General features: G+C 42.2%; 14 protein-coding genes. 11 read left to right on the forward strand and 3 right to left on the reverse strand.

The genetic code is table 11. The annotated features are described in order from the left end of the window. Positions 1–39: 39 nt before the first annotated feature. Together glp and MHN09_RS12665 are read left to right on the forward strand one after the other, a co-directional pair. Positions 40–1,254 carry a gephyrin-like molybdotransferase Glp gene (glp, locus tag MHN09_RS12660; protein WP_239240985.1) on the forward strand — a complete coding sequence of 405 codons (1,215 nt, stop codon included), beginning with the start codon at positions 40–42 and terminating at the stop codon, positions 1,252–1,254. 100 nt (positions 1,255–1,354) lie between these two features. Further along, a complete protein-coding gene (locus tag MHN09_RS12665; RefSeq protein ID WP_061485958.1) occupies positions 1,355–2,728 on the forward strand; it encodes an MATE family efflux transporter in 1,374 nt (457 codons plus the stop codon). Positions 2,729–2,816: 88 nt separating this feature from the next. Here the strand turns inward: MHN09_RS12665 and MHN09_RS12670 are convergent, their stop codons facing one another. The 3 genes from MHN09_RS12670 to MHN09_RS12680 are packed head-to-tail and all read right to left on the reverse strand — an operon-like array spanning position 2,817 to position 5,602. Next, on the reverse strand, positions 2,817–3,536 hold the full coding sequence (locus MHN09_RS12670) for a nucleotidyltransferase family protein (protein WP_239240988.1): 720 nt from the start codon (positions 3,534–3,536) through the stop codon (positions 2,817–2,819). Positions 3,537–3,584: 48 nt separating this feature from the next. Continuing rightward, positions 3,585–4,766 (reverse strand): VWA domain-containing protein, encoded by a 1,182-nt coding sequence (locus MHN09_RS12675; protein ID WP_014949688.1) that lies wholly within the window; start codon positions 4,764–4,766, stop codon positions 3,585–3,587. Next, positions 4,766–5,602, reverse strand: a complete 837-nt coding sequence (locus tag MHN09_RS12680) for a MoxR family ATPase (RefSeq protein ID WP_012518654.1) — start codon at positions 5,600–5,602, stop codon at positions 4,766–4,768. The genes MHN09_RS12675 and MHN09_RS12680 overlap by 1 nt, the downstream gene beginning before the upstream one ends. Before the next feature lie 271 nt (positions 5,603–5,873). Between MHN09_RS12680 and cysK the strand changes: the two genes are divergently transcribed. From cysK to MHN09_RS12725, 9 genes are all read left to right on the forward strand, one after another. Next, positions 5,874–6,839, forward strand: coding sequence for a cysteine synthase A (cysK, locus tag MHN09_RS12685; RefSeq protein ID WP_014949690.1), 966 nt, complete (start codon positions 5,874–5,876; stop codon positions 6,837–6,839). Between the two features lie 245 nt (positions 6,840–7,084). Next, positions 7,085–7,543 (forward strand): hypothetical protein, encoded by a 459-nt coding sequence (locus MHN09_RS12690; RefSeq protein WP_014949692.1) that lies wholly within the window; start codon positions 7,085–7,087, stop codon positions 7,541–7,543. Positions 7,544–8,109: 566 nt separating this feature from the next. After that, the gene (locus MHN09_RS12695; RefSeq protein ID WP_239240991.1) at positions 8,110–8,328 is read left to right on the forward strand and encodes a hypothetical protein; all 219 of its coding nucleotides are present in this window, start codon (positions 8,110–8,112) and stop codon (positions 8,326–8,328) included. 681 nt (positions 8,329–9,009) lie between these two features. After that, positions 9,010–9,195, forward strand: a complete 186-nt coding sequence (locus tag MHN09_RS12700; protein WP_239240994.1) for a hypothetical protein — start codon at positions 9,010–9,012, stop codon at positions 9,193–9,195. Positions 9,196–9,358: 163 nt separating this feature from the next. Further along, the gene (locus tag MHN09_RS12705; RefSeq protein ID WP_239240997.1) at positions 9,359–9,892 is read left to right on the forward strand and encodes a DinB family protein; all 534 of its coding nucleotides are present in this window, start codon (positions 9,359–9,361) and stop codon (positions 9,890–9,892) included. Between the two features lie 132 nt (positions 9,893–10,024). Then, positions 10,025–10,378, forward strand: coding sequence for a hypothetical protein (locus tag MHN09_RS12710; RefSeq protein WP_239241000.1), 354 nt, complete (start codon positions 10,025–10,027; stop codon positions 10,376–10,378). A 117-nt stretch (positions 10,379–10,495) separates the two neighbouring features. Next, positions 10,496–10,861, forward strand: coding sequence for a hypothetical protein (locus MHN09_RS12715; RefSeq protein WP_168463726.1), 366 nt, complete (start codon positions 10,496–10,498; stop codon positions 10,859–10,861). A gap of 635 nt (positions 10,862–11,496) precedes the next feature. After that, positions 11,497–11,949 carry a DUF3291 domain-containing protein gene (locus MHN09_RS12720; RefSeq protein WP_061485972.1) on the forward strand — a complete coding sequence of 151 codons (453 nt, stop codon included), beginning with the start codon at positions 11,497–11,499 and terminating at the stop codon, positions 11,947–11,949. A 162-nt stretch (positions 11,950–12,111) separates the two neighbouring features. Further along, a complete protein-coding gene (locus MHN09_RS12725; RefSeq protein WP_239241003.1) occupies positions 12,112–12,381 on the forward strand; it encodes a hypothetical protein in 270 nt (89 codons plus the stop codon). Positions 12,382–12,937 lie beyond the last annotated feature (556 nt).

The following is a 12,937-nucleotide window of genomic DNA, read 5'->3' on the forward strand; positions in this document are numbered from 1 at the left end:
TAATATCCGCGTGTTAAATCATTTCATGGAGTTGTTGGTATGTCATCTAAATGGCTTTCACTAGAAGAAGCCCTCACTAAAGCATTAGACGCTGCAAAAGCGATAAACGACGTTGAGCAAGTGAGCATTTTTGACGCCAACAACCGCATCTTGGCCCAAGATGTAACTGCCCACGTTGATGTCCCGCCATGGGATAATTCAGCAATGGATGGCTATGCCGTAAATGCAGAAGATCTTAAACACAGTGGTAAACTCGAAGTACAGGGTGTAATTACAGCTGGCATGAGTGCTGATGAGCCGCTTGAAAAAGGCAAAGCATTTAAAATAATGACGGGGGCCCCGGTGCCTGCCAATGCTAACGCCGTTGTAATGGTAGAGAATACCGAAAGTCATGATGGCGCGGTTTTGATCAATAAAATTCCATCGGCGCAAGAGAATATACGTAAAAAGGCCAATGATATCGCCAGTGGCGATACACTAATAAGCAAGGGCACGCGCCTTCACGCCGAACACCTTATGCTGCTGTCCTCCCAAGGAAACAGTAAGGTGGCAGTATTCAGAAAACTTCGCGTTGGTGTAGTCGCGACTGGTTCTGAACTTGCTGCACCTGGCGAACCCTGTAAATCGACACAAATTTTCGAGTCTAATCGCGTTGGTGTAAGCAGCATTTTAAGCAATGAAAACGTAGAGCTTGTTGATTTCGGCATTGTAGAAGACGACGAAGCTTCTTTGCGTAAACTCTTCATTGAGGCGAGCGAGCGTGTAGATGTAATGGTAAGTAGCGGTGGTGTATCTGTGGGCGATGCCGACTATGTAAAAGATATCATCGCTGAATTGGGCACTATCGAATTTTGGAAAGTCGCAGTTAAACCGGGTAAACCCTTTGCTCTGGGTAAAATAAACAACACGTTGTTTTGCGGTTTGCCTGGCAACCCTGTGTCTTCATTTGTTACCGCAAAATTATTGGTTGTGCCTGTTATCAAAAAAATGCAAGGACAAGTACAACCGCACGAGCCGTTCTTTGTTAACGCTAGCATTACGACACCTCTTAAGCGACGTGCAGGCCGCCGAGACTTTCAGCGTGCAACCATGGTAAGAAATAATCAAGGTGAATGGGAAGTCACACCATTTAGGTCACAAAGCTCTGGCGTTATGACTTCAATCACTTCTGCTAACTGCCTAATGGTAGTACATGAAGATATAAGTGAGTTAAAAGTTGGCGATACGGTTCCGGTTATACCGCTACATTTTTAACAAGTTCGTTGTTGAAACGCTACTTCGTTAAGGCTTTTAAGCTCGTTTTTATTTTCTGCATTTTTATCGCCCTAGGCGACCCATATAGAGACACATTACCGTGAATAAAAAACGCTTTCTTTTAGAAGGAAGAGACATTTTAAAACTAGCATGGCCATTGTTGGTTGCGCAGATTACTCAAATGCTAATGGGCGTTAGCGATACTATTATGGCTGGGCGTTACAGTGCAACCGACATGGCTGCGGTAGCACTTGGATTTAGCATCACTGTGCCACTGCTTTGCTTTATACAGGGTATAGCGCTGGCACTTCCCCCAATCATTTCACGGCTGCAGGGAAACAAAAATTTAAGTGGTATTGCCGACGCAAGTCAGCAAGCTGGTTATCTGGTTTTCTTTGTGGGATTAGCGGTAGCAGGCTTAATTCCATTTACTGAAAGCATAGTCGCGCTGTTCCCTATGGCGCCCGAGCTATTTAGCATTACCGTAGACTACGTACTGTATGTGCTGTTCGCTATGCCTGGATTTGCACTTTACCAATGGCTTAGAAACTATTGTGAAGGCTTGGGTAAAACCAAACCCACTATGATTATTACGGTTATCGGGCTGATGGCGAACATTGTAGGGAACTACCTGTTTATCTATGGTGTAGGCCCATTACCAGCTATGGGCGGTGCGGGTTGTGGTATTGCAACGGCCATTGTTATTTACACTATGCTTATAGCAACCGTTATCTATGTTCGTTTTGCCCCTGCCCTGCAAAAGTACAATTTGTTCGGACAATTGTATAAACCTAACATGGTAACCATAAATCGCACCTTCAAAATGGGCTTGCCCATTGCTATGACTATCCTATTTGAAGTGACGCTGTTTTCACTGGTTGCATTGTTATTAGCCCCTTTTGGTGCCACAACGGTAGCGGCCCACCAAGTCGCACTGAACTTCTCGGCCCTGATGTTCATGTTTCCTATGAGCATTGGTATGGCAGCAGCAATTCGCATTGGCTATCGCATAGGGCAAAATAACCCACGACAGGCAAAAATTGCAGCTCGAACCGCTATTTTGATCGGGTTTTTCACCGCTGCGTGTACGGCTAGCTTCACTCTGCTAGCAAAGGGATTCATCATTGGCCTGTACACCAGCGACGAAGCCGTATATACCTTGGCAAATGCGTTATTGATTTATGCGGCGTTATTCCAATTGTCTGATGCGGTTCAGGTGATTTCGGCTAATGCATTACGCGGCTATAAAGACACAACAGCGATGTTTATTATTACCTTTGTGTCCTACTGGTTAATAGGTCTACCTACAGGCGTTATTTTAGGTAGAACAAACTGGATAACGGCAGAACCAATGGCCGCAGCAGGGTTTTGGATTGGCTTCATTGTAGGATTGAGTGCCGCAGCTGTTATGCTAGGTGCACGCCTTCTTTACATCCAAAGGCCCAGTGCTGTGCATCGTATCGCGAATGCATAATACCAATCCGCATAGATCATTGCCCACTCAGAAGCTTGCCAGACCTTCCCGAGGGGCGAGTTTAAAATGTTCAATTGAACCAAAGCAGTTACCCCCTGCTTTTCAGTTTGTCCCAGTCTTGTGGCGTGTCTATATCAAATTGTGCGTTAGGTATAGACACAGCCGTTACCCTACCTAATTTCGCATACTTCTTAATAACCGGCTTAGCCCCCATATCGCCACTTAGCGCTAGCAGTTCACTAAATACCGCTTCAGGAAAGATAGCAGGTACGGTTACTCGACTATTGTTCTCTCCCTGCTTTTGCCATTCACTGCATACTATGTGATTAGGGTTCGCATAAGAAGAGTTGATAAGGCGAACGAAGTCTTGTGCATTAAGACTCGGCAAATCGGCCAACGTGAATAGCACGTGAGTAGGTCTTGTACACAAGCCCTTTGCTGTCGGGGATACTGATTTCGACAGTGATGAAAGGCTTAAAAGATGCGTGAGTCCAGTGCGAATACTTGATGCAAGGCCTTCATCCCAATTAGCGTTGTGAACGACACTGATGGGTAGTTCAGAAACCTTACATAGAGAGTGCTTTAGCTGCGTATTTACGGAATCATGCCATTTACCCGTAACAACGGTAATGGGTAATTCACTGGTTAACGCTAAGTCATTGCGCGCACTAACTACCTCCCCCACACTGTGTTGTACAAGAGAAAGCGCAGAAATTGGGTGTTCCGATAAAAGCTTATTACCCTTGTAGCGAGCGCTCTTTCCGCCCGCCAACACCACAAGAGCTACGGCATAGTTTTCCGACTTCAATTCAACATCCGTTATATCAAAGAAATAAAACGTTACACGTCAAAGGGCTTAGCGGCTTCTGCTAAGCCCTTTAATAGCAGCCGTTAACCCTTCAAGCGTTAGCCCATACATTCTGTCTTCCATTATTTCACGAATAATTTTGATAGACGAATAATACGGCCAATAATTCTCAGCTTGCGGATTAAGCCACACAGCGTTGTTAAAGTGGTTCAATAAACGCTGCATCCACACACTGCCCGGCTCTTCATTCCAATGCTCTACACTGCCACCTGGATACGTTATTTCATACGGTCCCATGGTAGCGTCACCTACGAAAATAACCTTGTAGTCTTTTCCGTAGCGATGAATGATATCCCAAATAGGAATGCGTTCTTTATTGCGACGAAGGTTATCTTTCCACACCTCCTCATACACGCAGTTGTGGAAATAAAAGTACTCTAAGTATTTAAACTCGCTTTGCACCGCAGAGAAAAGCTCTTGAGTACTTTTTACGTGTGGGTCCATAGAGCCTCCCACATCAAAAAACATCAACACTTTTACCGCATTGTGACGCTCTGGTGCCATGTGGATATCGAGCAAACCGCCTTTTTTAGCTGTCTCACCTATGGTTGTTGGCACATCTAGCTGCTCACTTGCGCCGGTGCGAGCAAACTTGCGTAGCTTCCTAAGAGCCACTTTTATGTTACGCGTACCCAGTTCTACATCAGAGCTTAGGTTTTTAAACTCGCGTTTATCCCATACTTTTACTGCCGAAAACTTTCTGTTTCCCTTTTGCCCTATTCTCACGCCTTCCGGGTTGTCGCCATAAGCGCCAAAGGGCGATGTTCCACCGGTGCCCACCCATTTATTTCCACCTTGGTGACGCTTCTCTTGTTCTTCTAAGCGTTTTTTCAACGTTTCCATCAGTTCTTCAAGGCCACCGGCTTTACGCAGTGCCTCACGCTCTTCAGGGCTTAAATTTTTCTCAATTTCTTTACGCAGCCATTCTTCAGGGATATCTTTACCGAATAGATCGACAGATTCGACACCTTCAAAATATTCAGCAAACGCCCTGTCGAACTTATCGTACTGAGTTTCGTCCTTAACCATAATAGTACGCGACAAACTGTAGAACGCTTCGATATCGGCATACACCACGTGCTTTTCAAGCGCACTAAGCAAATCCAGCAACTCGCGCAGCGTGGTTTTAACCTGATATTTTCGCAGTGTATAAAAAAACTGAATAAGCATTAGCGACGCGCCATAAAGACCAGTTTTTCAAACAAATGTATGTCTTGTTCGTTTTTAAGTAGTGCCCCGTAAAGTGGTGGAATAGCAGCTTTTCCGTCTTTTGAGTGAAGCGCTTCTGGTGGAATATCTTCGGCAACCAAGAGCTTAAGCCAGTCGATAAGTTCAGAGGTAGAAGGCTTTTTCTTAAGCCCTGGTACATCGCGAATTTCAAAGAAAGCTTTCAATGCTTCATCAAGCAACTTTTTCTTTAGATCAGGGAAATGCACGTTAACGATTTCTTGCATTTCATCTGGGTTCGGGAACTGAATGTAGTGGAAAAAACAGCGGCGCAAGAAAGCGTCTGGCAGCTCTTTTTCATTGTTCGATGTAATAATAACAATAGGACGCTGCTTCGCGACTACACGTTCTTGGGTTTCGTATACGAAGAACTCCATTTTATCGAGCTCTAGTAATAAATCGTTAGGAAACTCAATGTCTGCTTTGTCGATTTCGTCAATCAGTAGTACCGGGCGCTTTTCTGCGCTAAAGGCTTCCCATAATTTACCTTTTACGATGTAGTTGCTTATATCGTGAACGCGATCATCACCAAGTTGAGAGTCGCGAAGTCGGGATACTGCGTCGTATTCGTACAAACCTTGCTGTGCTTTAGTGGTGGATTTAATGTGCCACTGAATTAGTTCGGTGCCTAAACTCTCGGCCAATTCTTCAGCAAGCATGGTTTTACCTGTGCCCGGTTCGCCTTTAATTAAAAGCGGACGCTCTAGCGTAATAGCTGCGTTAACCGCCAGCTGTAAGTCTTTGGTTGCGATATAATTAGACGTGCCACTAAAAGCCATTATTGTTGTACTCCGTATAATTTTTCGTCTTTGCAATTTTAACTATAATATCAAGGCCTTCTCATGATTGCCCATAGATATAACATATAGCTAAAAAGCACTTTGCATTTTACTGATTGGGACCAATGATATAGGGGTATGACGAAATCCCCTAATTCAGGCTGTGAATTATTAACTATCACACGCGTTGAATTATTAACTATTAAAAAGGTCGTACAGATCACGACAGACGGGGTTTCCTATAAAATAAGGAACGAGGTAAGGATTTATAATGAACGTATTTGACGACAATTCCCTATCTATTGGCCGCACGCCACTAGTTAAGCTAAATCGCGTAACATCAGGTAATGTATACGCAAAAATTGAATCGCGTAACCCAAGCTTCAGCGTTAAGTGCCGTATTGGCGCAAACATGATTTGGGATGCTGAAAAGCGCGGTGTCCTTACCGAAGGTAAAGAAATTGTAGAGCCGACCAGTGGTAACACAGGTATTGCTTTGGCGTTTGTTGCAGCGTCTCGCGGTTATAAGCTAACGCTAACCATGCCTAGTAGCATGAGCCTTGAGCGTCGCAAACTTCTAAAAGCTTTGGGCGCAAACCTTGTTCTTACTGAAGCGCCTAAGGGCATGAAAGGTGCGGTTGCCGCTGCACAAGAAATTGTGGCATCAGATCCAGACAAATACGTATTGCTTCAGCAGTTCGACAATCCGGCTAACCCAGCTATTCACGAAAAAACCACTGGCCCTGAAATTTGGGAAGATACAGACGGTAAAGTAGATGCATTCGTAGCTGGTGTAGGTACGGGTGGTACAATCACGGGTGTAAGTCGCTACCTTAAAAATACGAAAGGTAAAGCAATTACTTCTATTGCCGTTGAGCCAACAGACTCTCCAGTAATTACCCAAGCGCTTGCGGGCGAAGAATTAACCCCTGGTCCACACAAAATTCAAGGTATTGGCGCAGGTTTTATTCCAGGTAACCTAGACCTAGACCTAATTGACGAAGTTGAGCAAGTTACCAACGAAGAATGTATGGACATGGCGCGCAAGCTAATGACCGACGAGGGTATTCTTGCAGGTATTTCTTCTGGTGCAGCCGTTGTTGCCGCTAAGCGTTTTGCTGAACGCCCAGAAAACAAAGACAAAGTGGTTGTAGTGCTTCTAGCAAGCGGCACAGAACGTTACCTAAGTAGCCCTTTGTTTGCTGGTGCGTTCGACGAACAAGAAGAAGTTCAATAACCACCAAAATGTTTCAATCATTTAAAAACGAGGCCTAGTGCCTCGTTTTTTTATGCCTACTCTCTTCTGTTTCTCCTGAAGTTTCATGAACACAAACACCTGAGTTTTACGCTCTATTACTTTGCTTTTGTGCGCAATATTGTGAATAATCAAAGCATAGATTAGCGAAGCGGCGAGCACATTGACTTCGTTGAGATATAAAACTATCAATAAGAAACGGACCTCTTTACATTAAGGTAATCCAAATGAAAACGCGTATGTGGTACGCCCTATTCGGGCTTTTTACAGTGTTGATTTTATCCGCTTGCGGTAAAAAGGAAGAAGGCATCGGGCGGTACGGCATGCTTGATGAAAGTACCCCTGAGTACACCACCGTAGCGTTTCTCAAAAGTGTTTATGAAGATGACAACCTTGATACAGCAATTCGACTATCAAGCGAAAAACTGTCTCGTATATTAACGAGATACCACACTAACAGTAACGTTCAGCGCCACCTCTTAAACCTTAAATATGACACCGTCACCATCACGCCTCAAAGTGCAGGCCGAGTTGGCCGCAACGAGTTCGCAGAAAAATCGACAATCACCGTATTTTTAAGTGGAACATACAACGACGATAAAATTGAAGACTTGCGTAGCCTAGACTTGATTAAAGAAGACGGTGAATGGAAGGTTAATAAAATTCATCCAGATGCCTATTTATAACGTGTAGATAAACGCTGTTTTTATGGCCAGCAACGTAGCTTTTTACAAATGAAGAAAATAAAAAGGATGTTTTCCGGCTTTTATGCTTAAAAGCGTTTATTTTTTGTTTAATGGGTTGTTTTAGGGTAATAATTTCAAAACGCTCATAAGTGATATACGGATAGTTTCCACCTTACATAAAGGATTTTTTCTGTACATTAAATTGTTATACACCACCCATTTTTTAGTTAAAACCAAGCCAAAGTTCAGCACCTTTTTACAACAGCTTTGGGGGTTCGTTTTAGTTTTTGGTTAATACCGAAGGTAACTTGAAAGCTCTGCTTTTCAACTCAAGCAGCCCTCTTCCTTGGTAGCAAGTAAAAGTTAAAAACGGTGGTTATTTTGTTCGGTTCTTTTACCCTATTTTCTTCAACATGCTGGCAGTTAACATACGGTTTGTGTATAACAAAAAAATTAAGTCGTGGCTAAAGCCCACTGGGACGCTAACACGCAGGGCCGCTTCGCTATTGTGCCCTACGCGTTATCGCCCCTTATTTAAAAGTTATGTTTCTGGACAACCCATCAAAATGAACATAAATCGAAACGGAATTCTTGAACGAGAACAGCTTAAGGAGTGGGTTTTCAAGTATGCACCTTTTGCTTTCATTATTATCTTTTGGGTAGTGGTCATAGGTTGGTACTTATCAAATCAACCCAATAAAACCGAAACATTAGTCGGTGTGTCAACACATCATCACGCATCACTACATGACGAAGGTCATACCCTTTACCTGTTTGAAAATTAGAGAACAGAGAAGCTCCAGTTAGAGTTCGGCTTCCCAAAAATGTCGGAATAAATATTGGGGCACGGGTCAAGGTAAACCGTGCTTATGGAGAAAGTTCTAGCTATGAAAAATTTGTCTTTATTGGCTATATCAGTGACGAAACATAACAAAACACTAAAGGCGCTCGCGCTGCTCGCTGGGACAGTAACACGTAGGCTCCCTGCGCTTCGCTTGGTATTGTAGCCTACGTATTTTTGCCCGTTATGCGGGCCGTTAGCTGTCAGTAGGTAGACCATGACTCAAAAGTCTTTGCCAAGAAGGGCTTTAAAGTACGCCGTAATATCTTCTTTAATAATTATGCTTTTGGTTTTATATGCAATACTAACCAGAGATGTTAGTGGCTCAGCCATGGAAGTATTTCTCCGCTTAGTTGTAACAACTGTTGGTGTGTTTGGAGCAATGTGGTTGGTTTTTATCTTTTACCTATTCGTAATCCCAGATACTGATAAACCTAGAGAAAAGGACTCATGACTAAAGTGGACTTAAAAAGGCGACACTCTCTTCGATTAACAATGTCAGCTAACAAGCCAATCAACACACTCACTGCGTTCGCTGGGACGCATACACGCGGGGCGGCTGCGCCATTATGCCCCACATGCCTGCGTCCGTTATTGGAAAGTATGACAAGAGTCGCTTTCAAATATGGATAGTTTTAAATACGAAGTAAAAACTGTAGGTGGAGTATTCAAGCTGCGCTCCACAAAGCTCACAGAATTAGAAGAACTCTGCGGTGATATGGGTAATAAAGACTGGGAACTTGTTTCTGTAAACTATGACTGGCTAACGGTTAGCTATACTCTTTTTTTTAAAAAGAAAATTCTCGATTAAAGTGCCGCGGTTATTGGTCTTGGGTTATTTTAGCACCGTCATACAACTCAATAAACTCGCTCACTTCGTTCGCAGGGACGCATACACGCGGGGCGGCTTCGCCATTATGCCCTACGTGCCTGCGCCCGTTATTGAAAAGTTATTATGCCCTCTTGGAAAACGAATGTCTACGAAAAGCAATTTCATATTAATGGCTGAATACAATAAATGGATGAACGCATCTATTTATTCTGCTGCGTCGAATTTAAGCTCAGAGGAACTTGCCGAGGATAGAGGGGCTTTCTTTGATTCTATCATTGGTACACTCAATCATATTTTGGTGGCAGATATAATTTGGCTTAAACGTTTTGCCACTCATTCTAAAACTTTTACTGCATTAGATTCGTTAGCATCGAAGCCTAAGCCTGAAAAACTAGACTCACTTCTGTTCTCAGAGCTCGCCCTGCTTAAACAAGAAAGAGTAAGTCTGGACAACACAATCTTGAATTTTGTTAATCAGCTTTCCGAGGGCATTTTAGCAAGTAACCTAAACTATCAAAATATGAGGGGCGTCTTGTATTCAAAATGCTTCGCACATCTACTGCTGCATTTCTTTAACCATCAAACTCATCATCGTGGACAGGTGTCTACACTGTTGTCACAACTTAGTGTAGATTTAGGCGTCACGGATTTGCTGGTTAAAATACCCAACGGGTAAAGGGCATAACAAGCCACTAAAGGCGCTCGCGCTGCTCGCTGGGACGCTAATACATGGGCTGCGTCTCTTCGTTCATAATTTAAGCCCATGTGTTATCGCCCCATAGCTTAGTGTTAGCTACTAGAGGAAATTATGGAAGAATCGCTCTCTTTTTTAATGCAAAATCTATCTTTAATTCTATTGATTGCATTAGCGTCCAATTATTTTATCTTGCACTTCAGGAATCGAAACAGAGAACTTTTTGAGCTTATTGGAAACGATGTACTGATTAATCGAACTAATAAGCTTCAGTTTACTCTAGCAAGCAAGAAAACTATTCCAATTGAGAGCGTTGTAAAAATTGAGGTTCACGGTAATAGATTAAGCCTCTTTCAAAACACCAGCAACGCAACTGATGTCTGGGTGCAACCTAAGCATCTAGAGAGTGAGATTGAAAAAGCAAAAAACGTGTTTAGCCATGCAGTTTTTTTAAACTGTGATAGCTAACAACCCAATAAACTCACTCACTACCTTCACTGTGACGCATACACGCGGGGCCGCTTCGCCATTATGCTCAGCGCATATGCGCCTCTTAGCTTAATGTTAGAAGCTTCTGAGAAATCAATGGCTAAATCAGAAATAAGACGATTCTTAAAAGAGATCCGCACTAAGTTTCCTGACGTTGTTCCTCTTATGGAAAAACATGAGAGTTGGGCGCTTACATTTCTAATGGGAGAGTTTGCAAATTTGACGACTATTTTGTTAAACCAAGGCGACTTAGAAGAAGCACTTGAGCAGTTGCATTACATGAGCGAGAAACTAGATACTGCAACCGAAGCAGAATTCGAGTACATAGATGTATATTATACAGAGCACTTATTCTGGAAAGGTACCAAAGAAGGTATTGAACGTGGCTGGCCTCTGGTACCAGATAATCTCAAAAAACTGTACTTGGACTTTCACGGTAAACCACCTAGGGTAGTGGTTTAGATAAGGTTGAGGGAAGTACAATTTTACAAAGTACGATTGATGGCTTTTGTGAAACTCAGCGCTCTAAAGATGTCTTTAAAAAATTAAAACGTTTTATATCCAATAAAGCGATTAAAAAGTCTGGTGTTCTATTTTTCCCTGAGGCTTACGATAACCTGAGAAATGGTTGGCGATTAACCCCAATTCTAACTGGTGTGCCTGAGTTAGATGTTAAGCTTGAACCTTACAATTAAGAGTGTTTTAAACATAACAAACGCTTTAACCAAGGGACGAAAAACAGCAGGCTTGCGCTCCTTCGTCGCTAATTTTAGCCTGCTATTTTGCGCCAGTTTAGCTAGGCGTTATGCATCAAGGTAAATAATGAATCGAGCGCCCCTTTCAAAAGAACCAGTTAACCTATTTATTCTTTTAAAGATGGCCTACACCGATTCTTTGGGTGCCAATGTGCTGAACAGGCATCTGAGCAGACTGCTCAAGCAACTGTTTTAAAATTGGAGCTAACTATCCGTTTTCTCCATTCAAAAGTAAGTTATTTGGAAAATGCGTAAAGTAATTCCAAGACAGACACTTCAAAGCACTAGACCTAGTCTAACTTTATAAAACGCGTTCTCTAAGTTAAAAGTCAAGGAGACAATATGCATCTCGCTCAATTGAATATTGGAAAAGTCAGGTTTAACTTAGAGGCCCCCGAAATGGCGGACTTTGTAAATAACTTAGACCCTATCAACGCCATTGCTGAACAAAGTCCAGGATTTATCTGGCGTTTGAAAGACGAATCAGGTGATGCCACTAATATAGAGGTAGAAAATAACCCAGATATCATTGTTAACATGTCTGTTTGGGAAAGCGTAGAGTCCCTTAAGAACTTCATGTTCAAGACGCATCACATTGATTTCCTTAAGCGTAAAAAAGAGTGGTTTTTGCCCTTAAGCGAAGCATCTTATGTGCTTTGGTGGATACCGAAGGGTCATATTCCAACCCTTCAGGAAGCTATCACTAAATTAGACCATCTTCGGGAAAATGGAGAATCTCAGGATGCATTTAGTTTTAAAAGTAGTTACCCCAAGCCTGAGTTGGAGAATCATTGATGTTTCCAAGGTCAGAAGGCAAACTAGTAAGGAGCTCGAACTGGCCGTTGAAATACGTAAGCACGGATCCCGACACGTAGATTCTAATTTTCGCACACGAGTTTCACATCTTAGATGGCTGCCGTGTTCTCTATTAGATAGTTTAATAAGAAAGGATATTTTATGAACTTATCGTTTTTACTTGTACTTTTTATCTCTTTTTTCACAATAAATATCCTACCTTGGGTTCTAGCACTTATATCTAAAAAGGCTTCTGGTAATAACAAGGTCATCTGGTTCTTGATGTCGTTTTTATTATCATGGATAGGCTTTATCGTTTATTACTATCTTGTGATTAAGCCAGAATGGAAAACTGAGTTAGAAAGAAAAAAATCAAAAAGAATACTCAGAAATGAAAATGGAATGCCTATTAAAATGTATGAGCAATCTTAAGGTTAAAATTGACACGCATTTTATCAACGCTTATATGTAGATGAACACTAGTGATAGTCTAAATCTATATTTTGAAGATTTACGAAGGAACGACAATGCCTATAAAAAAATGGACTTTACAATACCTAGTCGCATTTCCCTTGCTGGCCACTATTTTTGCCAGTGTTCAATACTTTAAAGGCCAGTCTTTTTCCTACTCTCTTGAATTCGGGGTTACATGGGCTTTTATATCTATTTCTATATTTGCAGCTCGCCGCATTTACAATTTTAAAAAGCGGATCCATTGCGAAATATGCAACGATATACAAAATCATAAGACCATTGAATAATCGAGCGCGCTATTTCAGTTGAGTACTCAACCTTAATTTCATGTTAAAAAAACGGGTAAAAAAATGAAAACACAAACCTTACTTATCTATTTTTTCTTTTCCTTGCTAGTCTCTTTCTCGTGTGAAGCTGACGTGGTCAAGCAAATTCACACAACCCAGTTAAGCAGCTTTTCCTAAGTTAGCCATGTCAGCTTCATATTGGTTTGGACTTTTGTAATCCAGGTATG

This window comes from Alteromonas sp. MmMcT2-5, from assembly GCF_022348315.1.
Lineage (GTDB): Bacteria > Pseudomonadota > Gammaproteobacteria > Enterobacterales > Alteromonadaceae > Alteromonas > Alteromonas macleodii.

Bases quoted from the DNA above. Each gene is read 5' to 3' on its own strand.
- glp (WP_239240985.1), top strand. From the start codon at position 40: ATGTCATCTAAATGGCTTTCACTAGAAGAAGCCCTCACTAAAGCATTA.
- MHN09_RS12675 (WP_014949688.1), bottom strand. From the start codon at position 4,766: ATGCTTATTCAGTTTTTTTATACACTGCGAAAATATCAGGTTAAAACC.
- MHN09_RS12680 (WP_012518654.1), bottom strand. From the start codon at position 5,602: ATGGCTTTTAGTGGCACGTCTAATTATATCGCAACCAAAGACTTACAG.
- cysK (WP_014949690.1), top strand. From the start codon at position 5,874: ATGAACGTATTTGACGACAATTCCCTATCTATTGGCCGCACGCCACTA.
- MHN09_RS12690 (WP_014949692.1), top strand. From the start codon at position 7,085: ATGAAAACGCGTATGTGGTACGCCCTATTCGGGCTTTTTACAGTGTTG.
- MHN09_RS12695 (WP_239240991.1), top strand. From the start codon at position 8,110: ATGAACATAAATCGAAACGGAATTCTTGAACGAGAACAGCTTAAGGAG.
- MHN09_RS12700 (WP_239240994.1), top strand. From the start codon at position 9,010: ATGGATAGTTTTAAATACGAAGTAAAAACTGTAGGTGGAGTATTCAAG.
- MHN09_RS12705 (WP_239240997.1), top strand. From the start codon at position 9,359: ATGTCTACGAAAAGCAATTTCATATTAATGGCTGAATACAATAAATGG.
- MHN09_RS12710 (WP_239241000.1), top strand. From the start codon at position 10,025: ATGGAAGAATCGCTCTCTTTTTTAATGCAAAATCTATCTTTAATTCTA.
- MHN09_RS12715 (WP_168463726.1), top strand. From the start codon at position 10,496: ATGGCTAAATCAGAAATAAGACGATTCTTAAAAGAGATCCGCACTAAG.
- MHN09_RS12720 (WP_061485972.1), top strand. From the start codon at position 11,497: ATGCATCTCGCTCAATTGAATATTGGAAAAGTCAGGTTTAACTTAGAG.
- MHN09_RS12725 (WP_239241003.1), top strand. From the start codon at position 12,112: ATGAACTTATCGTTTTTACTTGTACTTTTTATCTCTTTTTTCACAATA.